This window comes from Leclercia sp. LSNIH1, assembly GCF_002902985.1.
GTDB lineage: Bacteria > Pseudomonadota > Gammaproteobacteria > Enterobacterales > Enterobacteriaceae > Enterobacter.
On record NZ_CP026167.1, the window covers coordinates 2,859,719 to 2,886,569 of the forward strand.

The following is a 26,851-nucleotide window of genomic DNA, read 5'->3' on the forward strand; positions in this document are numbered from 1 at the left end:
CAATGGAGGTTAACAAAAAAATCTTATCCGAGATTTTCGGCGTCAGCGTTCGCACGATTCAGAACTGGCAGGATCAGGGGATGCCGGTAGCGCGTGGAGGCGGGAAGGGAAATGAGGTGCTGTATAATTCCGCCGCCGTTATCGAATGGTATTCAGCGCGTGACACTGCGATTGAAAATGAAAAATTACGGAAGGAGGTCGAAGACCTGCGGATTGCTTCAGAGTCTGACCTTCAGCCAGGAACGATTGAATATGAGCGGCACCGTCTCACCCGAGCACAGGCTGACGCTCAGGAACTTAAAAATGCAAAAGAGTCCGCTGAGGTGGTGGAGACCGCATTCTGCACGTTCGTGCTGTCGCGGATAGCCGGAGAAATTGCCAGTATTATCGATGGAGTGCCTCTGTCGGTTCAGCGGCGCTTCCCGGAACTGGAAAACCGACATATTGATTTCCTCAAGAAGGACGTCATTAAGGCCATGAACAAAGCAGCTGCGCTGGATGAAATGATACCGGGGTTGCTGAGTGAATATATCGAACAGTCAGGCTAAGGGGTTGCAGCACTCTGTGAGTGCGGGACTCCGTTCGCTTTTCCGGCCCGAGCCGCAGACAGCTGTTGAGTGGGCAGACGATAACTATTACCTCCCGAAAGAGTCTGCTTATCAGGAAGGGCGCTGGGAAACCTTACCCTTCCAGCGTGCGATCATGAATGCCATGGGCAACGACTATATCCGTGAAGTAAATGTCGTGAAATCTGCCCGTGTTGGCTACTCAAAAATGCTGCTCGGGGTTTACGCGTATTTCATCCAGCATAAGCAGCGAAATTCTCTGATCTGGTTGCCGACTGACGGCGATGCCGAAAACTTTATGAAGTCGCATGTCGAGCCGACAATCCGTGATATTCCCTCGCTCCTGTCCCTTGCTCCCTGGTATGGCAAGAAACACCGTGACAACACGCTCAGCATGAAACGTTTTTCAAACGGGCGTGGATTCTGGTGTCTGGGGGGGAAGGCCGCAAAAAACTATCGTGAGAAATCCGTCGATGTGGCGGGCTATGACGAACTGGCCGCCTTTGATGAAGACATTGAGAAAGAAGGTTCTCCAACTTTTCTGGGCGATAAGCGAATTGAAGGCTCGGTCTGGCCCAAGTCTATCCGTGGATCCACGCCAAAAGTCAGGGGCACCTGCCAGATTGAGCGTGCCGCGAAAGAGTCGCAGCACTTTTTGCGGTTCCACGTTCCTTGCCCGCATTGTGGTGAGGAGCAGTACCTGAAATTCGGCGATAAAGAGACGCCGTTCGGCTTCAAGTGGACGCCGGGTGAGCCTGCCAGTGTGTTTTACCTTTGCGAGCATAACGCCTGTGTGATTAAGCAGCAGGAGCTCGATTTTGCGCAGGCCCGTTACCTTTGCGGGGAGACGGGGATCTGGACGCGGGACGGCCTGTGCTGGTTTTCATCATCCGGTACCGAAATTGATCCACCTGACAGCGTCACTTTTCATATCTGGACCGCCTACAGTCCCTTCACGACGTGGGTGCAAATCGTCAAAGACTGGATCAAGACCAAAGGGGACACCGGCAAGCGCAAGACTTTCGTGAACACCACGCTTGGTGAGACATGGGAGCCGAAAATTGGCGACCGTCCCGATGCTGACGTAATGGCCGAACGTAAGGAGCACTTTGGCGCCGCGGTACCGGACCGGGTGGCCTACCTGACTGCCGGTATCGACTCCCAGCTTGACCGTTATGAAATGCGGGTCTGGGGCTGGGGGCCCGGCGAAGAAAGCTGGCTTATCGACAGGCAGATCATCATGGGCCGTCATGACGATGAAGCCACTCTGCTCAGGGTTGATGAGGCTATCAACCGGACATACACCCGGGAAAATGGGGTGCAAATGTCGGTTTCACGCATCTGCTGGGATATCGGCGGTATCGACCCGACCATCGTTTACAACCGCTCGAAAAAGCATGGCCTGTTCCGCCTGATACCCATTAAAGGGGCATCTGTCTACGGTAAACCCGTTGCCAGCATGCCGCGCAAACGCAACAAAAACGGTGTTTATCTCACGGAAGTGGGAACCGATACGGCAAAAGAGCAAATCTATAACCGTTTCACCCTCGTGCCAGAGGCCGGTGAACCCCTCGCCGGGGCAGTGCATTTCCCGAATAACCCTGAAATCTATGATTTAGCTGAAGCCCAGCAACTGACAGCTGAGGAGCAGGTCGAAAAGTGGGTGGACGGTAAGAAAAAGATCGTCTGGGACAGCAAAAAGCGACGAAATGAGGCGCTCGACTGCTTTGTCTACGCACTTGCAGCCCTGCGGATCAGCATTTCGCGATGGCAGCTTAATCTCGATTCTCTTCTGGCAAGTCTGCTGGAGGAAGACAGCGGGCGTAAAAATCACAAAACCCTGGCGGATTACGCCCGGGCATTATCCGGAGAAGAATAATGGCGACACAGGCTGACCTGGAGGCAGCACGCGCTGCATTACATGACCTCATGATGGGTAAACGGGTGGCAACGGTACAGAAAGATGGTCGAAGGGTGGAATTTACAGCTACCTCAGTCAGCGAGCTGAGAAAATACATTGCTGACCTTGAATCTCAGGTTGGCTCCACTTCACGGCGCCGGGGACCGGCAGGGTTTTATGTATGAAATTACCAGCTTTAGTGGGGCCGGACGGTAGAACATCCCTGCGCGAATATGCCGGGTATCACGGCGGTGGCGGCGGCTTTGGCGGCCAGTTGCGATCCTGGAATCCGCCCATCGAAAGTGCTGATGCGGCGCTCCTGCCTAATTTCTCACGTGGAAATGCCCGTGCTGACGATCTTGTACGAAATAACGGCTACGCAGCAAACGCCGTGCAACTTCACCAGGATCACATAGTCGGGTCATTTTTCAGACTGAGTTACTGCCCGAGCTGGCGTTATCTTGGCATTAAAGAAGAGGAGAGCCGCGCGTTTGCCAGGGAGGTGGAAGCCGCCTGGTATGAGTATGCTGAAGATGACTTTTGCGGAATTGATGCCGAGCGCAAGCGAACGTTTACGATGATGATCCGTGAGGGGGTCGCGACGCATGCATTCAACGGTGAGTTGTGCGTGCAGCCCACCTGGGACAGTGATTCAACGCGGCTTTTCCGCACGCAATTCAAAATGGTCAGCCCGAAGCGCGTGAGCAACCCGAATAACATGGGGGACACCCGGAACTGCCGTGCCGGTGTCAGCATAAACGATGCTGGTGCAGCGCTGGGCTATTACGTGAGTGAGGACGGTTACCCGGGCTGGATGGCACAGAAATGGACGTATATTCCCCGGGAACTGCCCGGGGGCAGACCATCGTTTATCCATGTGTTCGAGCCGCTCGAAGACGGGCAAACCCGCGGCGCTAACGTGTTTTACAGCGTGATGGAGCAGATGAAGATGCTCGACACCCTGCAAAACACGCAGCTGCAGAGTGCGATCGTGAAAGCGATGTATGCAGCCACCATCGAAAGCGAACTGGATACGCAGACGGCAATGGACTTTATCCTCGGCTCTGACAGTAAAGACCAGCAAAGCAAAATGACAGGGTGGCTCGGTGAGATGGCATCGTATTACACCGCGGCGCCGGTTCGGCTCGGTGGTGCCAAAGTCCCGCACCTGATGCCTGGTGATTCACTGAATCTGCAGTCAGCACAGGATACGGATAACGGTTATTCAACCTTTGAACAGTCACTGCTGCGCTATATCGCCGCCGGGCTGGGGGTGTCATACGAGCAGCTCTCGCGTAACTATTCCCAGATGAGTTACTCCACCGCACGCGCCAGCGCCAATGAATCCTGGGCGTTCTTTATGGGTCGCCGCAAGTTCGTCGCAGCCCGGCAGGCCTGTCAGATGTTTGTCTGCTGGCTGGAAGAGGCGATTGCTCGCCGGGTTGTCACGCTCCCATCCAAAGCCAGGTTCAGCTTCCATGAAGCGAGAACCTCATGGGGTAACGCAAACTGGATCGGTTCGGGGCGTATGGCTATTGATGGCCTGAAGGAGGTGCAGGAGGCTGTAATGCTGATCGAGGCCGGTCTCAGTACCTATGAGAAGGAGTGCGCTAAACGCGGGGATGACTATCAGGAAATATTTTCTCAGCAGGTACGTGAAACTATGGAGCGCCGGAGTGCGGGCCTAAAACCTCCGGCCTGGGCGGCAGCCGCTTTTGAATCCGGGCTGAAAAAATCAAACGAGGAGAATAAAGATGACGCCAGAGCTGCGTAATCTCCCGCATATTGCCAGCATGGCCTTTAATGAGCCGCTGATGCTTGAACCCGCCTATGCGCGGGTTTTCTTTTGCGCACTGGCAGGTCAGCTGGGGATCACCCGACTGACGGATACGGTGTCGGGCGCAACGCTCGGTGCCGAGCAGATTGCCGAGCCGCTGGCGCTATTTGGTGATGATGAGGAAATGGGACCCCGGACAGCGCGCAGTTACCAGATAACGAACGGCATCGCGGTGCTGCCCGTTTCCGGGACGCTGGTCAGTAAAACCCGGTCGCTGCAGCCTTACTCCGGCATGACGGGATACAACGGGATCATTGCCCGCCTGCAGCAGGCCATGAGCGATCCCGGCGTCGACGGCATTCTCCTCGATATGGATACGCCTGGCGGGATGGTGTCCGGTGCATTCGACTGCGCCGACATTATTGTGCGGATGCGCGATATCAAGCCTATCTGGGCGCTGGCAAACGATATGAACTGCAGCGCCGGGCAGCTTATCGCCAGCGCCGCTTCCCGCCGTCTGGTCACCCAGACCGCGCGTACGGGCTCAATCGGCGTGATGATGGCGCACAGCAACTACGGCGCTGCCCTGAAAACGCAGGGCGTCGAGGTGACCCTGATTTACAGCGGCGATCACAAGGTTGATGGCAATCCCTACGAAAAACTACCGAAAGACGTTCGCGATGATTTTCAGACGCGAATAGACGCCACGCGCCGGATGTTTGCCGAAAAGGTTGCTGCTTATACCGGCATGTCCGTTCAGTCCGTGCTGGATACCGAAGCGGCTGTATTTTCCGGTCAGGAATCGGTGGATGCCGGTCTGGCTGAAGAGCTGGTCAATAACACTGACGCGCTGAACGTGATGCGCGAGTCACTTAACAAACGAAAAACAATCTCCCCTGGAGGAAATATGGAAAAAGTAACCACCGCATCAGCTGCGGATGCAATTCAGGCCACCGCGTCAGCAGAACAGACAAATACCGTCGAAACCGCTGCTGCAGTTGTTGCTTCACCGGCAGAGGTCAGTGCCCGGGTCGCCGCAGCGGTGAGTGCCGAAAATGGCCGAATTATGGGGATCCTGAACTGCGAAGAGGCGAAAGGACGTGAGTCACAGGCGCGTGCACTGGCCGAAACGCCGGGTATGACGGTCGAAAGCGCACAGCGCATTCTGGCCGCTGCACCGCAAAGTGCCCAGGCGCGTTCCGATACGGCACTGGATCGCCTGATGGAAACAGCACCTGGTGCGTTGTCCTCAGGTAATGCATCTGCTGAAGCAGGTGAAGATTTGTTAAACACCCCCATTTAAGAGGCTCTTATGGCAACGACTGAAGTTTTTACCCATCAACAGCCGCTGGGCAACAGTGATCCGGCACATACTGCATATGCACCTGGTGAACTGACAGCATCCACCCCGGCAATGACCCCACTCATGCTGGATGCCGCTACGGGCAAGTTAACGGTCTGGGACGGTACTCACGCTGGCGCGGCATGCGGTATTCTGGCCGTAGCGGCAGACCAGAGCAGCGTGGAACTGGCATTTTATAAATCCGGCTCATTCCGCATTGAAGATGTTCTCTGGCCTTCAGCTGTGACCGATGAGCATATCAAACGTAACGCGTTCACCGGCACGGCCGTCAGCATCATCTGAATCCTTTCTTATCACTCACATTCATCCATAAAAGCCGCCTGCGCGGCTTTTTTTACGGGAAAAATCTATGTCGATTTATACTACTGCCCAGTTGCTGGCGGTCAATCAGAAGAAATTTAAGTTCGATCCGCTTTTCCTTCGCATCTTCTTCCGCGAAAGCTATCCCTTCAGCACTGAAAAAGTGTACCTGTCGCAAATCCCGGGCCTGGTGAACATGGCACTCTATGTCTCGCCTGTTATTTCCGGCAAGGTCATCCGCTCCCGCGGTGGCACAACCTCAGAATTTACGCCTGGCTATGTCAAGCCGAAGCATGAAGTAAACCCGCAGATGACCCTGCGTCGCCTGCCGGATGAAGATCCACAGAACCTGGCTGATCCTGCCTATCGCCGCCGCCGCATCATTCTGCAGAACATGAAAGATGAAGAGCTGGCGATTGCACAGGTAGAAGAAATGCAGGCCGTATCCGCCGTGCTCAGCGGTAAATATACCATGACCGGGGAGGCGTTTGAGCCGGTGGAGGTGGATATGCAACGCAGCGCCAGAAACAACATTGTTCAGGCGGGTGCTGCGGCCTGGTCCGCCCGGGACAAAGAAACCTATGATCCGACCGATGATATCGAGACGTATGCGGTGAATGCCAGTGGCGTGGTCAACATCATCGTGTTCGATCCAAAGGGCTGGTCACTGTTCCGCTCCTTCAAGGCCGTCAAAGACAAGCTGGATACCCGCCGCGGCTCTAACTCTGAGCTGGAAACCGCACTCAAGGATCTCGGTCAGGCGGTTTCCTACAAGGGTATGTATGGCGATGTGGCAATTGTCGTGTATGCCGGTCAGTACGTTGAAGGGGGCGTGCAGAAGAATTACCTGCCGGATAACACCATGGTACTGGGTAACACACAGGCGCGCGGTCTGCGGACCTATGGCTGTATCCAGGATGTGGACGCGCAGCGCGAGGGCATTAACGCCTCTGCTCGCTATCCAAAAAACTGGGTGCAGACCGGTGACCCGGCCCGTGAATTCACCATGATCCAGTCCGCGCCGCTGATGCTGCTGGCAGACGCGGACGAGTTTGTGTCCGTCAAACTCGCGTAACTTCCACCCGGTGGCCCTTCGGGGCCAATTTTTCGGAGTAGCTTCCATGACTGAAAAAGAGACACTCATCGCCCGGCTGAAAGAGCTGGGCAAAATGCTTGGCCGTGACGTAAATACCAGCGGCACCATCCAAGAGCTGTCGATGCGTATTGCTGAGCTTGAAGAGGAGCTGGATGGAGATGCCGGTTCGGTTGACGGTGAAAATGGAGAGGAGAATGCTTCCGGCAGCACCGGCAGCACCGACGGTGATATTGCTGACGCGGCGAAAGAAAAAAAGAAAGCGACCACAACCGATGACCGGATAACAGTAGAAACGCTGGCAACCCTGCATATTGACGCGCTGCATGCCACGCGTAACGAACCGGTCTCCATCGCTGAGCCCGGTGTGATCATTCGCGTATCCGAACAGGATGTAGACGAGCTGATCGCAAAGGGGCTGGCCAGAGAAGTCTGAAGGGGACCGCATGGCTGTTTTCGATAATCTCTTTGACGAGGCCATGTCGCGAGCGGATGGCGCTATCCGCAGTGTGATGGGCGCAGAGGCAAAGGTGATGTCAGGCGCTTTGTCAGGTGTCACCCTGATGGGCGTTTTCGATGATCCGGAGAATATTGGTTATGCCAGTGTGGGGATTCGGGTTGAAGGTACCAGTCCGACCCTGTTTGTGGAAACCGCCACTGTTCAGCAGCTGGAACGCATGGACACCCTGATGATTAACGGGCGGGCTTTCTGGGTTGAGCGAATTGGCCCTGACGATTGTGGATCCTGCCATATCTGGCTGGGTAACGGGAGCCCGCCCGCCGGTACCCGCCGTCGTTAAGGAGGCTGCATGTCCATTAAAGGCCTTGAGCAGGCGATAGAGAACCTCAACAGCATCAGCAAAACGGCCGTCCCGCGAGCGTCGGCACAGGCCGTTAACCGCGTGGCAAACCGGGCCGTCAGCCGCAGCGTGGCAGTCGTGTCGAAAGATACCCGGGTCCCGCGAAAACTGGTAAAGCAACGCGCCAGGCTGAGACGTGCGACGGTTAATAAACCCCGCGCGCTTATCCGTGTAAACCGTGGCAATTTACCGGCCATAAAACTGGGTACCGCCAGCGTGCGCCTTTCCCGCAGAAAACGGGATAAGAAAGGGGCCAACAGCGTGCTGCGCATAGGACCGTTCCGTTTCCCGGGCGGATTCATTCAGCAGCTTAAAAACGGTCGCTGGCACGTCATGAGGCGAACAGCAAAGCCCCGTTATCCGATCGAAGTGGTCAGCATTCCTCTGGCAGCCCCTTTAACCACGGCATTTAAAGCTGAGCTGCCGAAGCTCATGGACTCGGATATGCCCAAAGAGCTCCGGGCATCCCTTACAAACCAACTCAGGTTGATTCTGACAAAATGAAACACAGTGATATCCGACAGTTGATTCTTGACGCGCTGGAAAGCGCGATGGGTACTGACGCCATTTATTTTGACGGCAGGCCAGCAGTGCTCGAAGAGGGAGATTTCCCGGCCGTCGCCGTTTATCTCACCGACGCGGAGTACACCGGGGAAGAACTGGATGCCGATGTCTGGCAGGCCACTCTTCATGTAGAAGTCTTTCTTCCTGCCCAGGTGCCTGATTCGGAGCTGGATGAATGGATGGAAGCGCGTGTTTACCCGGTTCTGGCGGAGATCCCGGGGCTTGCATCCCTTATCACCAACATGGTGCAGCAGGGCTATGACTACCAGCGCGATGATGATATCGGACTCTGGAGTTCAGCCGATCTGAAATATTCCATCACCTACGAAATGTGAGGACGTTATGACCACACCTAACCCGCTGGCACCGACGAAAGGGGCCGGCACCACCCTCTGGATTTACACCGGAAGCGGCGATCCCTACGCCAGTCCCCTTTCGGATGTTAACTGGCTGCGTCTGGCAAAGATCAAGGATCTGCAGCCAGGCGAACTCACCGCCGAGTCAGAGGACGACACCTATATCGATGACGACAACGCCGACTGGGCTTCATCCATGCAGGGTCAGAAATCAGCAGGCGACACGAGTTTTACTCTGGCATGGCTGCCGGGTGAAAGCGGTCAGCAGGACCTGGTGAACTGGTTCGATGACGGCACGGTTAAAGGATACAAAATCAAGTACCCGAATGGCGCCGTCGATGTCTTTAAAGGCTGGGTGAGCAGCCTTGGAAAGACCGTTTCGGCTAAAGAAGTTATGACCCGAACGGCAAAGATCACCAATAACGGCAAACCCTCACTGGCAGAAGACAGCGGTACCGCGGTAATTGGCGTGACGGGTATCAGCCTGGATAAATCCACTGCAGCGGTTGCTGTCGGTGCGACCACGCAACTGGCAGTGACGGTCCTGCCAGCCAGCGCTTCAGATGCTTCCTTCCGCGTGGCGACTTCTGATCCGTCGAAAGCAACAGTGACGGTCAGTGGTTCAACGCTGACCGTCACCGGCGTGGCGGCGGGCACCGTTGAAATTATTGTCATGACCAATAGCGGTAACTTTGCGGCAATCTGCAAGGTGACCGTTTCCTGAATCCCGGGGCGTGAGCCCCGTACTCCGGAGTAAATATGTTTCTTAAAACTGAACTGCTCGAGCATAACGGCAGCAGCGTGACGCTGTACCAGCTGTCGGCGCTGCAGCGCATTGAACACCTTGAGTACCTGAAAAAGCTGGAAGCGGTTGAAGAAGGTGATTTCCAGACCGCTATCACTCTCACCGTGAAAAATGGTGCTTACCTGGTGGCATTGTCGCTCTGGCATGGTCATGCGCTGAAAGGTACGCTTCCTGAGGGGGCGCCAGCGGAAGTATCCAAAATTCAGGATGAAGTCCTGCAGACCTGGCCGACGGAGCTTATTGCAGAGGCGGATTTTAAGGTGAAGCTCCTCTCCGGCATGATTGAGCCGCAGTCAGAGGGCCCGGAGGGAGAGATTAGCGAACCTGCGGAACCTGTTACTGCGGAAAAGCCCTCGCCAGTGAGCTGACGTTTGTCCTGAAACTGGCGCGTGAGTTCGGTCGCCCTGACTGGCGCGCCATGCTTGCTGGCATGTCCTCTACGGAGTATGGCGACTGGAAAATCTTCTACCAGGATAACTTCTTTCATGATGCGCAGCTGGACGCCCACTTCTCCGGCCTGCTCTACACCATTTCAACCCTGTTTTTTGCCGATCCGGAGCTGACGCCTGCCAGCTTCAGCATTGTTTCACCTGCATCTGAATCCATTGAGGTAGCAGAGACGGACGACGATGCGCTGATGGCGAAGGCGGAAGGTATTTCTGGAGGTATACGCTATGGCCCAGACGGCAGTCGGTGATCTGGTCGTTAATCTTGACGTCAACTCGACGAAATTTAACGAGCAGATCAACTACGTCAAAAAAGAATTTAGGCAAACGGGGGACGCGGCGAACGATTCAGCTTTGCGGATCCAGCAGTCATTCAGCCGCCAGGAGAGCGCTGCCCGCAAGGCAGGCATCTCTGTCGGTCAGTATACCGCGGCGATGCGCATGCTCCCGGCGCAGTTTACTGATGTGGCAACGCAGCTGGCAGGTGGCCAGAACCCCTGGCTTATTTTGCTCCAGCAGGGTGGACAGGTAAAAGATTCCTTTGGCGGTGTTATTCCAACGTTTCGTGCGCTGTTGGGTTCTATCTCGCCAGTTATGCTTGGTATTGGTGCACTTTCGTCCGCGACGGGGGCGCTGTTATATACCTGGTATGCCGGCTCGTCCACATTATCCGATTTCAACAAAACACTGGTCCTCTCCGGTAACACTGCGGGGCTGACTGCCGATCGGATGCTCACGCTGGCGCGAAGCGGCCAGTCCGCCGGACTTACGTTTAATCAGACGAGCAAGGCACTGACGGAGCTGATCAACGCTGGAGTGCGTGCCGGTGCCCATTTTGATGACATGAGTCAGGCCGTGGCCCGCTTCACCGAAGCATCGGGTGTACCAGTCGATAAGGTTGCCGCTGCGTATGGCAAGCTGACAACTGACCCGACATCCGGGCTCATTGCAATGGCCCAGCAATTTCACAACGTCACCGCCGAGCAAATCGCACATGTTGCCCAGTTGCAGCGTGCCGGTGATGAAGCTGGGGCACTTAAGGCGGCAAACGACGTGGCCACCGCCGGATTCAACGATCAGACCAAATCCATTCGCGACAATATGGGGTCGATTGAAACTGCTGCCGATACGCTGAAACGCGCGTTTAAGTCGATGTGGGATGCGGCGCTTGATGTTGGTCGGCCTGATACCGCGCAGGAAATGGTGACAAAAGCAGAAGCCGCTTTCAAAAAGGCCGATGAAATCTGGAACCTGCGAAAGGATGACCGTTATGTAAATGATGAAGCACGTGCGCGGTTCTGGAATGACCGCGAAACGGCCAGGCTGGCGCTGGACATGGCGCAGCAGCAGGCGGGGATTTCCAGAGCGAACGAGGAGAATGCCTCCCGCGAAGCGGCTGCGGAATCTGATCGCCAGAAGTATGCTGCGCAGGCACAGGCAAACTATGCCAAAACGCAGACTGCACTGGAGAAATACACGGCCAGGCAGGGCGAGCTTAACAAGGCTCTGAAAGATGGGCGGATCCTGCAGGCGGATTACAACATCAACATGGCGGCGGCCAAAAAGGAGTATGAGGACTCCCTGAAAAAACCGACGAAAGGCAGGGTGCCCGGTGGCGCAAAACTCACCGACAGCACCAGTGCGCAGACACTGGAGCTGCAGACTCAGCTTGAGGTTTTGCGTCAGCACAGTGATATCAATGACACGATTAGCCAGCAGCGCCAGCAGTTGTGGAAAGCGCAGGCCAGATTCACGGTCCTTGAACAGGCTGCCAGAACCCGGGCGCTGACGGGTGATGAAAAGTCCCTGCTCGCCAGCAAGGATAAGGTGCTCGCGCAGGCTGAAATCAATGCAAAACTGGGTGACCAGATCGTCACGCAGGAACGTCTCAATCGACTGCAGGACACATCGCAAAAATACGTTACCCAGATGGGTGAGAAAACCCGGGCGCTGGTGGAAAGCGCGGGGATGAGCAGTCGTGCGGCACAGCGGCGCAATGAAGAGGCTCAGTTACTACAGGGCTGGAAAAACGGTGGCGGGTCTGAAAAAGATCAGGGCTACCAGAAAGAGCTGCAGGCGCTACAGGGATATTATCAGGAACAGGATAAAGTGCGCGGTGACTGGCTCTCTGGTGGAAAATCCGCCTGGGCTGATTACGCCGATTCTGCGGGTGACGCGTACGGCCAGATGAAAAATGTCGCGGCCAGTACCTTTGACGGAATGACGCAGAATCTTGCGGACATGCTGACCACCGGTAAAGCAAAGTGGGGTGACTTCACCCGCTCAACGCTTTCGATGCTGGCGCAAATCGCCCTTAAACAGGCGGGAGTAGGGATCGTGGGCGCTGTCAGTTCGGCTATCGGATTTGCCGGGGGCGGCTATACCGGATCGGGCGGTAAATATGAACCTGCCGGGGTGGTGCATCGCGGGGAGTTCGTTTTTACAAAAGAGGCGACCAGCCGGATCGGGGTGGGGAATCTGTACAGCATGATGCGCGGTTACGCGCCCGGCGGGCTGGTCGGTGGCGGCAGAATGCCCGCTGCGGCCACGGGAGGGATCAGCGTTTATGCACCGGTCAGCGTCAGTCAGCAGGGTGGTGGCGAGTCCAGCCAGGCAGACACCATCGGAACGGCGCGGCAGCTTCAGGGCATTGTTCAGCAGACCATCACTGACCGGCTTAAAAAGGAGATGGGGCCGGGGGGTGTACTTTACCCAAGGAGGTAGCAGTGACAGACACATTCAGCTGGCGCACCCGTAAATCAGCCCGGGGAACAGAAAGCGCCCGGACGCTTCAGTCCCAGTTTGGCGACGGGTATAAACAGGTCGCCGGAATGGGGCTCAATGACAGGTCCGAAGTCTGGGATCTTGACTGGACGGGAACACGAAACGAGGCCGCAGTGCTGCGTGCGTTCCTTATGTCGCACATCACAAAATCGTTCTGGTGGACGAACCCCTGGGGGGAGAAGAAGCTCTACCGGATGAGGGCTGATTCCTTCAGTGTTTCGTTCCCCTCCGGGAAAAAAGCGACTGTAGCGTTCACGTTCGAGCAGTCCTTTGCTCCCTGATTATCTTCAAAACCAGAATGACTGACCGCCTCCGGGCGGTTTTTTTATGGGGTGAATATGAGTTTCACGCAGGATATACAGCAGCTGGAGCCGGGCCAGCTAGTCCAGTTGGTTGAAATAGACGGCACCGAATTTGGCATGGATACCGTCCTGCGCTTCCATGCCCACAATATTGCTTCTGCAGGCTGGGCTGCATTCGCGGCTGACAACCTCCCTGCCATTATCTGGCAGGGTCAGCAGTACGACCCTTACCCTTACGAGCTGAAAGGCCTGGAGTTGTCCAGCACCGGGGCGCAGCCCACACCCACGCTTTCCGTGTCGAACGTCGGCAACTACGTGACTGCGCTGTGTCTCGAGTACGACGACCTGGCGAGGGCAAAGGTGAAGATCCACACCACGCTGGCGAAATATCTCGACGCGGCCAACTGGACAGCCGGCAACCCGAACGCCAGCCCGGCGGACGAGCGCGTGCAGCTTTTTTACGTCAACGCCAAAACCGCTGAAACGCGGGTGCAGGTCGACTTTGAACTGTGCTCACCCTTTGACATACAGAACCTGCAGTTGCCCACCCGGCAGATCACGCCAGTCTGTACCTGGTGCACGCGCGGCTGGTACCGCACCGGCACCGGATGTGACTACAACGGGAACCGCTATTTTCTTAAGGATGGCACCCCCACGGACAACCCGGCGCTGGATATGTGCGGCGGCCAGATGCAGGACTGCGAAGCGCGGTTCGGGACGGGTAACCCGCTGCCGTTCGGCGGCTTCCCGGCGGCAAACCTTCAGGGTAAATAACCATGCGAAAAAAACTGATGGAAGCGATCCGCGCCCACGTCGCCGCGGAATATCCGAACGAGGCCTGCGGCGTGGTGGTGCAGGCCGGGCGGGCGCAGCAGTACATTACGTGCCGCAATATTTCAGCAACGCCCACTGAGGCCTTCACGATCTCGCCAGAGGATAAGCTGGCAGCGTCGGAGCAGGGCGAAATCATTATGGTTATCCACTCCCACCCGGATGTGGTCCAGCTTGTGCCGTCCGAAATGGACAGGGTGCAGTGCGACTGGTCCGGGGTGGAATGGGGCATCATGAGCTGGCCGGACGGTGATTTCTGCACGCTGGCACCCCGTGAGGACCGGGACTACGCCGGGCGGCGCTGGGTACTGGGCTTTGCTGACTGCTGGGCGCTGATCCGTGAGTGGTACCAGCGCGAGCACGGCATTACCCTGGGCGATTACTCGGTACCGTACGAGTGGTGGGAGCAGGGCGAAAATCGCTACGACGATAACTGGGAGGCGGAGGGCTTTATCCAGGTGGACCCCACTGATATGCGTCACGGCGATATGATCATGATGCGCATACAGGCGTCGGTAACCAACCACGCGGCCATTTACCTCGGTCGCCACGAGTACCAGGACAATATCATGCTGCATCATAATTTCGGCAACCTGTCTGCCCGGGTGCCGTACGGCAAATATTACCGCGACCGCACCGTTCGTGTGGTCCGACACAGGGAGCTGATGAATGCTGAAAACACTGATTCTTGAAGGCCGTATGGCGAAAAAGTTCGGGCGCGAACACCAGTTTCACGTTGAGGATCTGCGCGAGATGCTGCGCGCCATGTCCAGCCAGGTCCCGGGCTTTAAACGCTACCTGTCAGAAGGACATATGCAGGGGATCCGCTTTGCCTTCTTCAATGGTAAAAACAACATCGGTCTTGATGAATTCGACATGACCCGCAGTGGCACGGTGTACCGGATTTCGGCCATTACCGAAGGTTCAAAGCGCGGCGGTGTGCTGCAGATCGTTATCGGGGCGGTGGCTCTCGTGGCCGCGTATTTTACCGCGGGTGCCTCGCTGACGGCGATAGGTCTGAGCACGGCTGCCGCAACTGCGACAACAACGGCCCTTACGGGTCTCGGCCTGTCGATGATGCTGGGCGGAGTGGTGCAGTTGCTTACCCCACAGCCGAAATACAACGTCGGTGCCTCGTCCAGCACGGACAACAAACCCAACTACGCCTTTGGCGCGCCGGTGAATACCGTGGCTGTGGGTTATCCGGTACCTGTGTTTTTTGGTGAGCGCGAGATCGGCGGGGCCGTCATCAGCGCGGGGATCTTCTCCAGCGACCAGCAGTGAAATTTATTGTCAGCTACAGGTCACCTCCGGGTGGCTTTTTTTATGGGTGAAATATGCGACTTCCCGAAGATGAAACCCTTATTCAGGGACGTAAAGGCGGTGGCGCTAAACAGCACACTCCTGTTGAGGATCCGGATGACCTGCTGTCGACAGCAAAATTAAAAATGCTGCTGGCGATCGCTGAAGGTGAAATTCAGGGTGAGCTGACGGCACAGAACATCTTCCTTAACGACACCCCGCTGGCGAACGCCGACGGCAGCTACAACTTCACCGGCGTGAAGTGGGATTTTCGCCCGGGCACTCAGGATCAGGACTACATTCAGGGATTGCCTGAGGTCGACAACGAAATGTCGGCCAACGTGACCGTCACCACCACCGCGTCGTGGACACGCCAGTTCTCAAACCTGATGCTGGATGCCGTGCGTATTAAGCTGAGCCTGCCCGTCCAGTACACCTATAAAGACAACGGCGATATGGTCGGCACGGTCACGGAGTACGCCGTTGATCTCTCGACTGATGGTGCTGCCTGGCAGACGGTGGTTAACGGCAAATTCGACGGAAAGACAACCACGGAATACCAGCGCGACATCCGCATTGACCTGCCAGCAGCAACCACCGGCTGGGCGGTGCGGGTACGTCGCATCACACCTGATTCAGTGGGTAATTCAAAACTGATAAACGCCTTCAAGGTGTTCTCGTTCGCTGAGGTGATCGACAGCAAGTTACGCTATCCCAATACAGCGCTGCTATATATCGAGGTCGATGCCAGCCAGTTTACCAGTGGCGCGCCGAAGGTGACCTGCAGGCCGAAGGGCAAACTGGTACATGTCCCGGACTCCTACGACCCGGTTACGCGCACCTACAGCGGCACCTGGTCCGGTGGCTTCAAAATGGCCTACACCAACAACCCGGCCTGGGTATTTTACGATCTGGTGCTGGATGAGATTTACGGCATGGGCACCCGCATCGATGCAGGCATGATCGATAAGTGGGAGCTGTACGCCATTGCGCAGTACTGCGATCAGAAGGTATCGAACGGGGCGGGTGGGACCGAGCCGCGCTTCACCTGCAATGTCTACATCCAGAGCCAGCAGGACGCCTACACCGTTCTCAGCGATCTGGCGGCGATATTCCGCGGGATTACCTTCTGGGGCAACGACCAGATTTACGTGCGCGCGGATGTGCCACAGGATGAAGTGGATTTTACCTACCATGCCTCGAACGTGATCGACGGGTTGTTTACCTACGGCGGCGGCAGCTACAAAAACCGCTACTCGTCTGCCCTAGTGTCGTGGTCTGATCCTCAGAACCATTACAGCGACACGGTTGAGAGTGTCTACGATTCCGACCTGGTGAAGCGGTACAGGGTCAACCAGATGTCGATGACGGCGATTGGCTGCACATCCCAGAGCGAAGCGCACCGCCGGGGCCGCTGGGCGCTGCTGTCTAATGCGCGCGACGGAACGGTGTCATTTGGCGTGGGACTGGACGGTTATATTCCCCTGCCCGCAGAAATTATCGGTATCGCGGATCCGTTCCGTGCCGGCAAACAGAACGGCGGGCGTATCCGGGCGGTGAGCGGGCGTAATGTCACGCTTGATCGTCCTGCTGACTATGCCGCTGGCGACCGCCTGGTGGTCAACCTGCCGGACGGCAAGGCGCAGACGCGGACAATCGCGTCCGTCAGCGCAGACAAACAGACGGTGACGGTCACCACCCCCTTCAGGCTGCCGCCTGAGTCCGGTGCAGTGTGGGCCATCGACAGCGATAACCTGGCTATCCAGTATTTTCGCGTGACATCCATCCGGGCTAACGACGACAGCAACGGTGGTTTCACGATCACCGCGGTCCAGCATGACCCGAATAAATACCGCTATATCGATGACGGCGTGCGCATCACCCCGGCACCGGTCACCGTCACGCCGGTAAGTGTTCTGCCGGCACCGAAAAACATTACCCTCACTGAAACCGACCACATTGAGCAGGGACTTACCGTTGCCACCATGAATGTGTCCTGGAACAGGGTGGATGGCGCTATCCGGTACCAGGCGCAGTGGCGCAAGGATAATGGCGACTGGATAAACGTGCCGGTGAGCAGCGCCCAGGGATTTACCGTGCAGGGGATTTACACCGGGAGTTATGACGTGCGGGTGCGTGCGCTTAACGCTCAGGATTCAGGCTCTCCGTGGGGCTACGCCGATACGACTTACCTCACGGGCAAAACCGGCAAACCTGGCACGCCGCAGAGCCTGCTGGCGAGCGACGATGTCGTCTGGGCTATCGACATCACCTGGGCTTTCCCGGATGGCTCAGGTGATACGGCATACACCGAGATTCAGCGCACCACCACCGAAGACAAAGCTAACCCGCAATTACTGGCGCTGGTGCCGTATCCGGCCACGCATTACCAGCATGGCCCGATGCGGGCGGGCGTCAGTCAGTGGTACCGCGCCCGTCTGGTGGATCGTATCGGCAACACCGGCGACTGGACGACTTGGGCGGCAGGGCAGTCCAGCTCGAACGCCGGTGATTATCTCGACATGATCGGCGACACGCTTGAACAGACCGAGGGCTATAAAAACCTCGTGTCGGATATTGCCGATCTCAGCGACGATATTCAGTCAGCGCGCGACGACATCACCGCAGTTACGACAGAGTCGGCGGCAACCAAAGCAGGCCTGGCACAGGAGGTCACGGACCGTAAAAAAGCCATCACCGACGAAGCGGCAGCACGTGGCCAGGCGTTGCTGACCGAAAAGAACGCGCGCGTCGCGGATATCAGTAACGTCAATCAGACGATCCAGACAACCACCGAATCACTGGCGCAGCAGATTGGGCAGATTTCTGCAGGTACCGGCTCGCAGTTCGATCCGGCCAAAATCTGGTACTTCGATTCGACAGTAGAGGGCTGGACCGGGAACGGGACACCGACGATTGTTGACGGCTGGATACGCCCGGCGAACCATGCTACCGATCCGTGGGTGGCGTCTCCCGGCTCACTGGGTGTTAACTCGTCGTCCTATCGCTTCGTTAAAATGCGCATCAGGAAGTTCGGGGCGCCGGGCTGGGCGGGGCAGCTGCGGTGGCGGGGTACCGGTGGCTTCAACGACACCAATATGGTCACCGTCGCCGAGCCTGCTTATGACGCGAACGGGATCGCCACGCTGGAGTTCGACAATATCCCCTGGCTTACTGAAGCCACGATGAATCAGTTCAGGCTGGATCTGTCCACTAAGCAGGATGCGACGAACTACTTCCTGATTGACTGGGTGGCGCTCGGACGGCCTACCCCCGGCGCGGGTATGGCGGCGCTGCAGCAGGAAACGACAGCCCGTGTCGCTGGTGACCAGGCTGAAGCCACCGCGCGCGAGACGCTGGCGACGCAGATCCGGGGAGGTTATACCGGTGATGACCCGTCGAAGCTGGCCTCGGGCCTGCTCTACACCGAACGCCAGGCGCGCATCACGGCGCAGGAAGCGGAGGTGACAGCCCGGACGGCGCTGGAAGCGACCGTTAACGCCAACAAAGCCAGCGTGACGCAGGAGCTGGCAACGCTGACGACGGAGCAGGAGGCGCAGGCCACCACGCTGTCGGGCCTGCAGACTACCGTCGGGAAAAATACCGGCGATATCACGCGTATCGATAAAGCCGTCGCTGATAACAACAAGGCTCAGACTACCGCGTTGGCTGCTGTAAAAGCCACAACAGACCAGAACACGGCTGAAATCAGCACGGAAACCACGGCCCGTACGGATGCAGACAGTGCGCTGGGGCGTCGTATCGACAGCCTGAAAGTGGATGTGGACGGTAATACTGCCAGCCGCGACGCCGGTGTTGTCGGTAGTGTCAGTAACGCGCTCGCCAACTTCATGGCGTTCTCTGATCAGCGCGTCACGTTTGCCGTTGCCGAAACGAAAACGATGGCCGAGATCACCGAGACCCGGAAGACCGCCGCGGATGCCACAAGCGCTGTTGCTGAGCAGGTCACGACGCTTAAGGCCACGGTTGAGCAAAACGGCCAGACTAACGCCGCAGCCATCACGCGCATTGATAAAGCCGTTACTGATTTATCAAGCGCAACGGCCATCAGTATTCAGCAGGTCACGGCTGCAATTGGCGATACCAATGCCAGTGTGCAGACGACCAGCCAAGCTGTTGCTGATATCAACGGCAAGCTCTCCGCGCAGTGGGGCGTTAAAGTCCAGGTGGAAGCGAACGGTGTCAAACGCATCGCGGGTATTCAGCTGGGCATTGACGGTACAGGGGCCTCAAACTTCCTGATTTCTGCCGATACCTTCGCGGTTTATAACCCGACGACGAACGGGCAGGAGCTGGTGTTTGCTTCGACCGGCGGCCAGATGTTCATGCGTTCGGTGTTCATCCAGGACGGTTCCATCGACAACGGCAAGATTGGCAATTATATCCAGTCCAGCAACTGGGACGGGACTGGTAATGTCGGCTGGCATATCAATAAATCCGGGTATGCCACGTTTAACGGCGTGACCGTTCGCGGGACGATTTATGCCACCGACGGGAGTTTCAGAGGCAGGGTTGAGGCGACCAGCGGGAGCTTCAGGGGCACGGTTGAAGCGACATCTTTCATTGGAGATGTCGCCAACACAGGGGTGTATCCCGACTCCAGCAACCGGTCTAACAATGCCGTTTCTACCAGTGTAGCCATGGCATACACCGACTCCAGCAATAACGGGCTGAATAAAAACGCCGTCGTGGAGGCGTTGATATATGTCAGAGGGACTACAGGCGCGGTCGGGAGTACAGTTAACATAACTATCGCGGGTAACGTTCGCACGTTCACTTTTGACGTTCCTGTTGGTGGGCTTTGGTTCACTGCACGTCATGCTGCGACTGGGTTGACCGGGCAACGTATCGACGCAAGCATTTTCGTTTCTTCCAGTAATGCAACCGTGGCAATTTATGCGCCAACTATCACTGTGACCCGCGGTACCGGCTCCTTCTCCTGATCCCTACAACCTCAGACCATCCAACCCAGCTCCGGCTGGGTTTTTCATTTTAAGGACATCACGAATGGCCACACTTGATGACGATTTAGCAAAAGCCGTCTCGGAAGGGTTTCGCCTGGCGCAAAGCAGTATCATCAACCAGGATCTGATTTTATCCGGGACAGGTGACGTCACCGTAACCCTGGCTGACGGCTCGAAAAAGACCGGACCCAGCTGGTCGAAGCTGATCGCTGCAGCGACCGCAGCTGGAACCAGCGCTGCCGCAGCCAAAACTTCCGAAACGAATGCCCTTGCTTCAAAAAACGCAGCTGCAACCAGCGCCACGAACGCGGCAACGACTGAGGGTAACGCTCTCGCATCGAAGAACGCTGCCAAAACCAGCGAAACGAACGCGAAAACGTCTGAGACGAATGCCAAAACGTCGGAGACCAACGCAGCCGCCAGCGCCAGCAGTGCCGCAGCATCACTGGCCGCCGCGCAGTTGCTGACTTCTGTGCCCTATGAGGAAGCTCCATTCCCTGATGTGTGGGCACCGCTCAATGATGACCTGCGGCTGCTGGCCGGTTTCGCGCCTTATGACCGGTTGACGATTTCCGGCCAAGTGCTGGAACTGCCGACAAAGTCACTAACGTTTAGTCGGGCAACTACAGCGACTTATATTGATAAATCCGGGGTGCTTAGAATAGCAGCAATTAACGAGCCGCGTTTTGAGAAGGAGGGTTTATTAATTGAAGGGCAGAGCACTAATTTAGCGGTTTATTCATCACCGACTCAGGATTATTCCAGTTACTTTCGTAGTGGCGCAAACAATACACGAACGTTTAAACCCGAGGGTGGCGTTCTGCTTACCACATTAACGGATACAGGTACCTGGTGGGAGCAGAATATAAATGTGGCTAATTATGACCCAACAAAGCCAGCGTCCGTGTCCTGTTATTTAGAATTTCCCGCAGCAGCCAAGGTTAGAGTAATGCTAATGCGCTACTCCAGCGAGGGCGATATTGCGGCAGCATCCATCACAGCAGCGCCTGGTGTTAATAAAGTTTCAGTGCCTGTTCTGGGTGGGGCTGTAAACCAACGCCTGGGCTTGCGAATTACGGTTGATGCCGGAACACCCGTTAGCAGTGTGATTTTCATTGACCGTATGCAAATAGAGGGATCCGCTCAGGCGACATCTTACATTCCTACAAATGGATCAGCTGTAACCCGAGCAGCTGACGATTGCACCCTGCAACGCTCAGGTAATGATAACTACTTTGAGCCTGTTACTTTTGCAATGGAAATCCACTGCAACGGGAAAACGGTATCGGGTGCAGATGCTAACAGCCGTAGGGGGATTTTCAGCTATTACCCATCGTCCACCGAGTGGGTTTTCGCCTCGCTTAACTCTACCCAAGGCGCCGCAGGAAGGCCCATGTTTTGTTATGCAAGCCCCGCGCTGGTGGGGGGAGCAACTGAAATAGACGATGGGGCGATCCATAATATGGCGTTCGTCTCTGACACCGTAAATAAAAAGATATTCACAGACGGCGCGGTTATCACATCGGACATCATAACCAGACCGACGCCAGGGAATGTTGGCGCATCTAACTCCACGATTTATATCGGAAGGGGGGCAGGGTCGGCTGCCCCAGGTGTTCGAATGCTTAACGGGCACATTCGCAACTTCCGTATCTGGCATCGTGTATTAACCCCTAATCAAATTAATGGGCTTCGCTAATGAGAGACTTATATCTGCGCTTTACTAACCCTAGCGAAATGCGCACGCAATTAATCAAGGCGGGGTTTGTGTTTGATGAGGAACAGGGCAGTTTCTATCACAAGGGTATAAGTCTTGATATCATCGGAATTATTGCAGTCCCGTCTGGAATTAATAATGCCGGTGAAGAAAACGAATATATCCAATACATCAACCTTCCCGGGTATCACGCCAATTTGCGCGTAACAGACGATTCGCTGGAGCTGGCATCGTTAGACGCCTTCGCAGTCTTCCCTGACAGCCCATACCGGGTATGGGCATAAGGAGATAAAAAATGGCAAACAGAATAGATACGGTTGAATTAAGCAGGGCCATTGCTGCCTGGACATCCACCATCAATGACGCGTCTCTGCCGGGGGTCGGGAGTACGGTTTATGGCGGATACATGAAGTCACAGTACACTGTGAACAACGTCGAGAAGATGTACGCCCAGCTCCAGGCCGTAAAACGCATTGAATGGGACTACGCAATCGCCAGATTAACGGTGATGCAGGCAGCAGGCGGTACGGATACGGCCCAGAACAACTACTTTGACTTTATGTCTAACGGCAACGTTCAGTTCGGGGGTAAGCTGGTGGTGGGTGCCCCCGCCGTAAACTCGTGGTGGAACGCTGCCCAGCCGCATTACTCGGCCTATTATGCCCAGACGGCGACTGACACCCCAGGTAATGGGGCCATCGGCGGGTTATCGTGGGGCTACCGTCACAGTGGGGGGTACGACCTCCGGTCTATGTGGGGTAACGTGGGTAACGGGACAGTGTCGTGGGCCAACACGTCTCTTACCCAGTTCGGCGACAGTGGAGCCAAGATACGATACTGGTACTTCACACCCGCCAACGGCGACCTGGTCACCTCAACCAGCGGGGATGGCGGCTTTGTGGGCAACTATACGTATCAGAAGGCCGCAACCTCAGATGCGACGTTGAAACACGATATTGCATATGACGACGGAAAGGCCTCTTACGAAAACATCAGGAAGCTGAAACCCTGTACGTTCGTGTATAACGGCGATTACTTAGAGCGTGTGCGCCGGGGGATCATAGCCCAGGACGCTTTGCGGGATATCGACAGCGAGTATGTGAAGCTGGTTCCTGCGGCGCCTGAATTTGACGAAGAGGGAAATCGTTGTGATAAAGATGACACACTGGCTTTGGATAACAACGTCGTCATGATGGATACGGCGCTGGCGCTGCATCACGCGATTGCCAAAATCGAAACACTGATCGCGCAGGTCGCGCAGTTGCAGGCTGAGGTTCAGGCGCTGAAAGCATAACGGCAGCCGGATGTTCAGATGTAATTATCATTAGCCGCATTCTCGATCACTCTGAAGTAGAGAAAAAAAGCCCGTACGGGAACGGGCACAAATCTCTTAGTTTTGTTATCAACCCCGCGCTCATGACGCAGGTCGTTAACATATCGGCAGCATCAGCCATTACTTTAGGTAGGTAGCATCAACACTTCGTTTAAAATCATCTACCTTTAATGAAGGTGAATCCCCCTTTGCGGCGGGGCAATCCAGTTAACTGCTAAGTGCAGATATGCTTGCGGCCCGTATAACTGGTAACGAGTCACCGGGAGGCACCCGGCACCTGTATCAGAGTAAGCTGTTTGTGTGTGCTGATTTCATTTGCCTGCCTAATCAGCAGGCTTTTTTTTACGGCCTGGATGGGGAGTCCCGGATGGCAAGTGTTGCGTTTTTAGCTGTTTGGTTTGTGCTGAACGTGTCAGGTCTTATCAGTCTTTTGAGAACGTTATTAAATATCTGGTGCGATCAGGAGCAAGTCTAAATACCGCTTAAAATGATGTCTGGTCCGACCATGGTTACCGGAACATTGAGGAATATTAAACTATCGTTTAGCTAAAAGGATGAGGTGTATTGGATCAGCTAACAGCCTGGAGGCATCATACCTGCTATGAAATTCATCTGTCCTATTTGCAGAAGCAACCGGTTCTTTTACACTTCCTTCAATCCCGTGCTAAACCTGCCACACGGCGCGGTATGTTCCGTATGCGGAACCCGACTTACTACGCGCTCCATTCGTCCAACGCCACGTAGAAGACGCTGGCCTAAACAGGTGGTTTAAGCCCCTGCTGACACGAAGCGGGCTCCGGCCACCGCTACAGCCCTCTGGGCCTTACAGAGCTCAATTTTATACCGGAAGTTCTGGTATACCCGCTTGGTCAATTCGGCAGAATAGCTGGATATTCAGCAGTAATTATCAATAGGCGCTGCCGCATTGATCTGCACTCTCTTTAAAACTACTGTATATAAAAACAGTAAAAGGAGTGCAGATCATGCCCCGCCGTCACGACATTCACGCCGCATTTGTGGCCGCAATACAGCAAAACCCTAATGGCTACCAGTGTTTACGCACAGATGACTTTATTGAAGAACTGGCGAAGTTACACTGGCATTTCAGCCAGGCCGATGCCAACGACTGGATAGAGCGATACCAGGAGTGCTTCGTCGACAAGACGCCGGACAACAGCGAGAACAGGCTCTGGATGCTCCGCAACATGGGGAGGGTTCTCTGATGGGATTCCCTTCACCGGCAGGCGACTACGTAGAGCAGCGGTTAACTCCGGAGCGTATCTGCGGGATCGGCATGGACAGCCGCATCCTCGAAACCTCTTCTGGCTTTGCGGTCATCGAGCCGTGCACCAGGTTGGTACAGAATCAGGTTCTGCTGATTTTGTCGGGCGGCCGCACGCAGTTTGCCAGGGTCATGGGCAGAGCGCTGATTTGTGATGATGGCGAGGCGATCGAGGGCGAAGCTGCGGAGGAGGTCGAGATTATGGGGCGGGTTACATTCTTCATCAACAGTACAGACGAGGGTGGCAGGCCGGTGTAAGGTGCCGCTCATATATGCCCGGTCAAGAGCCAAACGATGGATCCTCATACGAAGCAGCGACTATTTTACTTATTTTACATGACTTTCACAGAATAGTTCGAGACCTATGTCTTTAAAGCTTAAACTGAATGATGATATTGTGATTAAGATATTTTCGACAATGGTATCTGCGGATCGGTAGGACTTAACCTAAATTAAAATGTGTCAATGTACACGTTCGCATTTACTTTTAACGATAATTAATAGCATTGCACTTCTCTGAGGGTTGTTACAGAAATGGAAGAACTTAAATCAAATTCAGTTTCAGGTCGCGATTATAATCCCGTCTACGCATCTGCCTCTTCGGGCGATGTTGACGCCCAAATTAAACTCGGAAAAATGTACCGTGACGGCGAGGGAGTTGAAAAGGACGGTAAAAAGGCCGTTGAGTGGCTGACAAGAGCTGCAGAACAGGGTAGGTCAGATGCCCATTACCTTTTAGGCGACATATATGCTTCGGGTAACGGAGTCCCTCTGAGCTATTCAAAAGCCCTGGAGTGGTTCAAATTTCCGTTAGATCAGGGCGACTCGGATACTCAGGTTTACGTAGGGTGGCTACACGAAAAAGGATTTGGGGTCCTTAAAGATAATTCAAAAGCCGCAGAATATTACGCTCTTGCCGCAGAACAGGGTAATAGCACTGCCCAACATAATCTTGGAAACTTTTACGAGCAAGGACTTGGGGTGCCCAAAGATGAGAATAAGGCATTCGAATACTATTCATTGTCAGCGCAACAAGGGGATAGCGATAGCCAGGCGAAATTGGGGGCGATGTACATTGCACGTCATGACTATGAAAAAGGCAAAGACTATCTTCGCATGGCTGGTGAAAATGGCAACCAAAGGGCTCTCGAAACGCTAAAGAAAATTGAAGCGGTTCAAGAAAAACACAGAATCGAAGACAGTGTCAGGAAAATCACTTGTCCTTTCTGCGGGAAAAAAAGTGTTTGGAAGGCAAAATTTTGCCACGGCTGCACAGCCCGGATTACGTACGAACCTATAAGAGAATATGAATGGATAGGTATAGGTCTCGGTATTATTTTCGCTGTAGTTGGTATTGCAATCGATCCGAATCATATCGGCATGGTACTATTCTATGCCTTCATTATATGGTGGCTATCCATCATGCTCGGTAAATTTTTTGGTAAACAAAGAGCCATGTTCAGCAAAGACTAAGTCTTCGGCCTCACAAATCGATTTTATTTTTCTCTGATTTGAGTAGTGAGTTGCAGGCTGGCAAAATTTCTGAAGTAAAATTTGTTGCTCGAAGACAACAAGTAAAAACTTACTGAGCATAAACGTGCGCCACGTTTTTCGTCGTCACTGTTCCGGCGAAAAATGGTTCCAGCCGTGGAGAACTCCCTCCACGGCTACTTTTCAGAAAATATCGTGACGCCTTAACAAAGAAAATTTCTCGAATGGTCGCTCGCCCTCATGACAAAAATGGAGCGAGACAAACTTTTATTTGCTGATGTGTATTTTTTGCCCACTTCTGGCACCAAACGCCCTACCGTGGGCGCTACAGTTACAGACCTAATCCGCAACCATTCACATATCGATCTCTTCAAACATCATTTCTAAAATGCGATTCAGCTTTTCAAGGTAGCTTTTACTGGCATCTCTGTATAAGCCGTTCGCTTGCATCGATTTGTCCGGCTGTCGAACGCAATTCGCTAAGCACAGGGGTAAGGCGTTAATCACGGGTGATGGTGAAGCGATTGAGGGAGAGGCTGCAGAAGAGGTCGAGGTGATGGGGCGTGTTACGTCCTTCATCAATAGCGCAGACGCTGATGAGCTTCCTGTGTAAGAAGCGGTGCGTAGCTAGATATCATATGATCTTCCCTAATGAGTTTTAACGTCCGATCTGAGCAGTCTGCGGGCATTATTGTCAGTATTGTGTATGAAAAAATGGGCGGCAGGTTAGCTGATATGAAAATCGCCACGCTGTTAACGTGGCGACTGAAAGCTTGTGCTACCCGTTGTCTCTC

At 55.0% G+C, this 26,851-nt stretch carries 24 protein-coding genes and 4 pseudogenes; 27 read left to right on the forward strand and 1 reads right to left on the reverse strand.

The annotated features are described in order from the left end of the window. Positions 1–2 precede the first annotated feature (2 nt). The 27 genes and pseudogenes from C2U54_RS14205 (at position 3) to C2U54_RS14335 (ending at position 26,039) form a co-directional block, all read left to right on the forward strand. On the forward strand, positions 3–548 hold the full coding sequence (locus C2U54_RS14205; protein ID WP_103179209.1) for a terminase small subunit: 546 nt from the start codon (positions 3–5) through the stop codon (positions 546–548). Beyond that, on the forward strand, positions 523–2,445 hold the full coding sequence (locus C2U54_RS14210) for a phage terminase large subunit family protein (protein WP_103179210.1): 1,923 nt from the start codon (positions 523–525) through the stop codon (positions 2,443–2,445). Before C2U54_RS14205 ends, C2U54_RS14210 begins: the two co-directional genes overlap by 26 nt. Next, positions 2,445–2,651, forward strand: a complete 207-nt coding sequence (locus tag C2U54_RS14215) for a phage head-tail joining protein (RefSeq protein ID WP_103179211.1) — start codon at positions 2,445–2,447, stop codon at positions 2,649–2,651. Before C2U54_RS14210 ends, C2U54_RS14215 begins: the two co-directional genes overlap by 1 nt. Continuing rightward, the gene (locus tag C2U54_RS14220; RefSeq protein ID WP_103179212.1) at positions 2,648–4,240 is read left to right on the forward strand and encodes a phage portal protein; all 1,593 of its coding nucleotides are present in this window, start codon (positions 2,648–2,650) and stop codon (positions 4,238–4,240) included. Before C2U54_RS14215 ends, C2U54_RS14220 begins: the two co-directional genes overlap by 4 nt. After that, a complete protein-coding gene (locus C2U54_RS14225) occupies positions 4,221–5,546 on the forward strand; it encodes a S49 family peptidase (protein ID WP_103179213.1) in 1,326 nt (441 codons plus the stop codon). The genes C2U54_RS14220 and C2U54_RS14225 overlap by 20 nt, the downstream gene beginning before the upstream one ends. A 9-nt stretch (positions 5,547–5,555) precedes the next feature. Then, complete coding sequence (locus tag C2U54_RS14230) at positions 5,556–5,888, forward strand: head decoration protein (RefSeq protein WP_103179214.1); 333 nt, start codon at positions 5,556–5,558, stop codon at positions 5,886–5,888. 67 nt (positions 5,889–5,955) lie between these two features. After that, positions 5,956–6,981 (forward strand): major capsid protein, encoded by a 1,026-nt coding sequence (locus tag C2U54_RS14235; RefSeq protein ID WP_103179215.1) that lies wholly within the window; start codon positions 5,956–5,958, stop codon positions 6,979–6,981. Between the two features lie 46 nt (positions 6,982–7,027). Then, positions 7,028–7,435: a DNA-packaging protein FI gene (gene gpFI / locus C2U54_RS14240; RefSeq protein WP_103179216.1), complete on the forward strand. Its 408-nt coding sequence runs from the start codon at positions 7,028–7,030 to the stop codon at positions 7,433–7,435. A gap of 10 nt (positions 7,436–7,445) precedes the next feature. Beyond that, on the forward strand, positions 7,446–7,799 hold the full coding sequence (locus tag C2U54_RS14245; RefSeq protein WP_103179217.1) for a head-tail joining protein: 354 nt from the start codon (positions 7,446–7,448) through the stop codon (positions 7,797–7,799). Between the two features lie 9 nt (positions 7,800–7,808). Then, positions 7,809–8,363 carry a phage tail protein gene (locus tag C2U54_RS14250; protein WP_103179218.1) on the forward strand — a complete coding sequence of 185 codons (555 nt, stop codon included), beginning with the start codon at positions 7,809–7,811 and terminating at the stop codon, positions 8,361–8,363. Next, entirely contained in the window at positions 8,360–8,758 is a 399-nt protein-coding gene (locus tag C2U54_RS14255; protein ID WP_103179219.1) for a phage minor tail U family protein, read from the forward strand. Before C2U54_RS14250 ends, C2U54_RS14255 begins: the two co-directional genes overlap by 4 nt. 7 nt (positions 8,759–8,765) lie before the next feature. Further along, a complete protein-coding gene (locus tag C2U54_RS14260; RefSeq protein ID WP_103179220.1) occupies positions 8,766–9,503 on the forward strand; it encodes a phage tail protein in 738 nt (245 codons plus the stop codon). A gap of 35 nt (positions 9,504–9,538) precedes the next feature. After that, positions 9,539–9,952, forward strand: coding sequence for a phage tail assembly chaperone G (gpG, locus tag C2U54_RS14265; RefSeq protein WP_103179221.1), 414 nt, complete (start codon positions 9,539–9,541; stop codon positions 9,950–9,952). Beyond that, positions 9,949–10,275 (forward strand): annotated as a pseudogene (locus C2U54_RS14270) (phage tail assembly protein T); the annotation flags it as partial. The gene gpG and the pseudogene C2U54_RS14270, both read left to right, overlap by 4 nt. Further along, the gene (locus C2U54_RS14275) at positions 10,259–12,754 is read left to right on the forward strand and encodes a phage tail tape measure protein (protein ID WP_103179223.1); all 2,496 of its coding nucleotides are present in this window, start codon (positions 10,259–10,261) and stop codon (positions 12,752–12,754) included. The pseudogene C2U54_RS14270 and the gene C2U54_RS14275, both read left to right, overlap by 17 nt. 2 nt (positions 12,755–12,756) lie before the next feature. Continuing rightward, on the forward strand, positions 12,757–13,095 hold the full coding sequence (locus tag C2U54_RS14280; RefSeq protein WP_103179224.1) for a phage tail protein: 339 nt from the start codon (positions 12,757–12,759) through the stop codon (positions 13,093–13,095). Positions 13,096–13,152: 57 nt separating this feature from the next. After that, entirely contained in the window at positions 13,153–13,890 is a 738-nt protein-coding gene (locus C2U54_RS14285; RefSeq protein ID WP_103179225.1) for a phage minor tail protein L, read from the forward strand. A 2-nt stretch (positions 13,891–13,892) separates the two neighbouring features. After that, complete coding sequence (locus C2U54_RS14290) at positions 13,893–14,639, forward strand: C40 family peptidase (protein WP_103179226.1); 747 nt, start codon at positions 13,893–13,895, stop codon at positions 14,637–14,639. After that, a complete protein-coding gene (locus C2U54_RS14295; RefSeq protein WP_103179227.1) occupies positions 14,617–15,231 on the forward strand; it encodes a tail assembly protein in 615 nt (204 codons plus the stop codon). Before C2U54_RS14290 ends, C2U54_RS14295 begins: the two co-directional genes overlap by 23 nt. A gap of 53 nt (positions 15,232–15,284) precedes the next feature. After that, a pseudogene (locus C2U54_RS28095) lies at positions 15,285–17,757 on the forward strand (host specificity protein J); the annotation flags it as partial. A gap of 1,667 nt (positions 17,758–19,424) precedes the next feature. Continuing rightward, positions 19,425–20,213 (forward strand): annotated as a pseudogene (locus C2U54_RS28100) (phage tail tip fiber protein); the annotation flags it as partial. Between the two features lie 64 nt (positions 20,214–20,277). Then, positions 20,278–21,933: a phage head spike fiber domain-containing protein gene (locus C2U54_RS14305; protein ID WP_103179229.1), complete on the forward strand. Its 1,656-nt coding sequence runs from the start codon at positions 20,278–20,280 to the stop codon at positions 21,931–21,933. After that, a complete protein-coding gene (locus C2U54_RS14310; protein ID WP_103179230.1) occupies positions 21,933–22,235 on the forward strand; it encodes a hypothetical protein in 303 nt (100 codons plus the stop codon). Before C2U54_RS14305 ends, C2U54_RS14310 begins: the two co-directional genes overlap by 1 nt. Positions 22,236–22,246: 11 nt before the next feature. Further along, on the forward strand, positions 22,247–23,245 hold the full coding sequence (locus tag C2U54_RS14315) for a tail fiber domain-containing protein (RefSeq protein WP_103179231.1): 999 nt from the start codon (positions 22,247–22,249) through the stop codon (positions 23,243–23,245). 1,022 nt (positions 23,246–24,267) lie between these two features. Then, on the forward strand, positions 24,268–24,507 hold the full coding sequence (locus C2U54_RS14325; protein WP_103179233.1) for a hypothetical protein: 240 nt from the start codon (positions 24,268–24,270) through the stop codon (positions 24,505–24,507). Next, positions 24,507–24,824, forward strand: coding sequence for a hypothetical protein (locus tag C2U54_RS14330; RefSeq protein WP_103179234.1), 318 nt, complete (start codon positions 24,507–24,509; stop codon positions 24,822–24,824). Before C2U54_RS14325 ends, C2U54_RS14330 begins: the two co-directional genes overlap by 1 nt. A gap of 276 nt (positions 24,825–25,100) precedes the next feature. After that, positions 25,101–26,039, forward strand: coding sequence for an SEL1-like repeat protein (locus tag C2U54_RS14335; RefSeq protein ID WP_103179235.1), 939 nt, complete (start codon positions 25,101–25,103; stop codon positions 26,037–26,039). A 372-nt stretch (positions 26,040–26,411) separates the two neighbouring features. On the opposite strand, the pseudogene C2U54_RS27725 reads toward C2U54_RS14335, so the two are convergent. Next, a pseudogene (locus C2U54_RS27725) lies at positions 26,412–26,513 on the reverse strand (DinI family protein); the annotation flags it as partial. Between the last annotated feature and the right edge of the window lie 338 nt (positions 26,514–26,851).

Coding starts and splice junctions, on each gene's coding strand:
- gpFI (WP_103179216.1), top strand. CDS start 7,028: ATGACTGAAAAAGAGACACTCATCGCCCGGCTGAAAGAGCTGGGCAAA.
- C2U54_RS14315 (WP_103179231.1), top strand. CDS start 22,247: ATGGCAAACAGAATAGATACGGTTGAATTAAGCAGGGCCATTGCTGCC.
- C2U54_RS14250 (WP_103179218.1), top strand. CDS start 7,809: ATGTCCATTAAAGGCCTTGAGCAGGCGATAGAGAACCTCAACAGCATC.
- C2U54_RS14305 (WP_103179229.1), top strand. CDS start 20,278: ATGGCCACACTTGATGACGATTTAGCAAAAGCCGTCTCGGAAGGGTTT.
- C2U54_RS14205 (WP_103179209.1), top strand. CDS start 3: ATGGAGGTTAACAAAAAAATCTTATCCGAGATTTTCGGCGTCAGCGTT.
- C2U54_RS14215 (WP_103179211.1), top strand. CDS start 2,445: ATGGCGACACAGGCTGACCTGGAGGCAGCACGCGCTGCATTACATGAC.
- C2U54_RS14230 (WP_103179214.1), top strand. CDS start 5,556: ATGGCAACGACTGAAGTTTTTACCCATCAACAGCCGCTGGGCAACAGT.
- C2U54_RS14225 (WP_103179213.1), top strand. CDS start 4,221: ATGACGCCAGAGCTGCGTAATCTCCCGCATATTGCCAGCATGGCCTTT.
- C2U54_RS14245 (WP_103179217.1), top strand. CDS start 7,446: ATGGCTGTTTTCGATAATCTCTTTGACGAGGCCATGTCGCGAGCGGAT.
- C2U54_RS14260 (WP_103179220.1), top strand. CDS start 8,766: ATGACCACACCTAACCCGCTGGCACCGACGAAAGGGGCCGGCACCACC.
- C2U54_RS14325 (WP_103179233.1), top strand. CDS start 24,268: ATGCCCCGCCGTCACGACATTCACGCCGCATTTGTGGCCGCAATACAG.
- C2U54_RS14310 (WP_103179230.1), top strand. CDS start 21,933: ATGAGAGACTTATATCTGCGCTTTACTAACCCTAGCGAAATGCGCACG.
- C2U54_RS14290 (WP_103179226.1), top strand. CDS start 13,893: ATGCGAAAAAAACTGATGGAAGCGATCCGCGCCCACGTCGCCGCGGAA.
- C2U54_RS14235 (WP_103179215.1), top strand. CDS start 5,956: ATGTCGATTTATACTACTGCCCAGTTGCTGGCGGTCAATCAGAAGAAA.
- C2U54_RS14335 (WP_103179235.1), top strand. CDS start 25,101: ATGGAAGAACTTAAATCAAATTCAGTTTCAGGTCGCGATTATAATCCC.
- C2U54_RS14255 (WP_103179219.1), top strand. CDS start 8,360: ATGAAACACAGTGATATCCGACAGTTGATTCTTGACGCGCTGGAAAGC.
- C2U54_RS14295 (WP_103179227.1), top strand. CDS start 14,617: ATGCTGAAAACACTGATTCTTGAAGGCCGTATGGCGAAAAAGTTCGGG.
- C2U54_RS14285 (WP_103179225.1), top strand. CDS start 13,153: ATGAGTTTCACGCAGGATATACAGCAGCTGGAGCCGGGCCAGCTAGTC.
- C2U54_RS14275 (WP_103179223.1), top strand. CDS start 10,259: ATGGCCCAGACGGCAGTCGGTGATCTGGTCGTTAATCTTGACGTCAAC.
- C2U54_RS14220 (WP_103179212.1), top strand. CDS start 2,648: ATGAAATTACCAGCTTTAGTGGGGCCGGACGGTAGAACATCCCTGCGC.
- gpG (WP_103179221.1), top strand. CDS start 9,539: ATGTTTCTTAAAACTGAACTGCTCGAGCATAACGGCAGCAGCGTGACG.
- C2U54_RS14330 (WP_103179234.1), top strand. CDS start 24,507: ATGGGATTCCCTTCACCGGCAGGCGACTACGTAGAGCAGCGGTTAACT.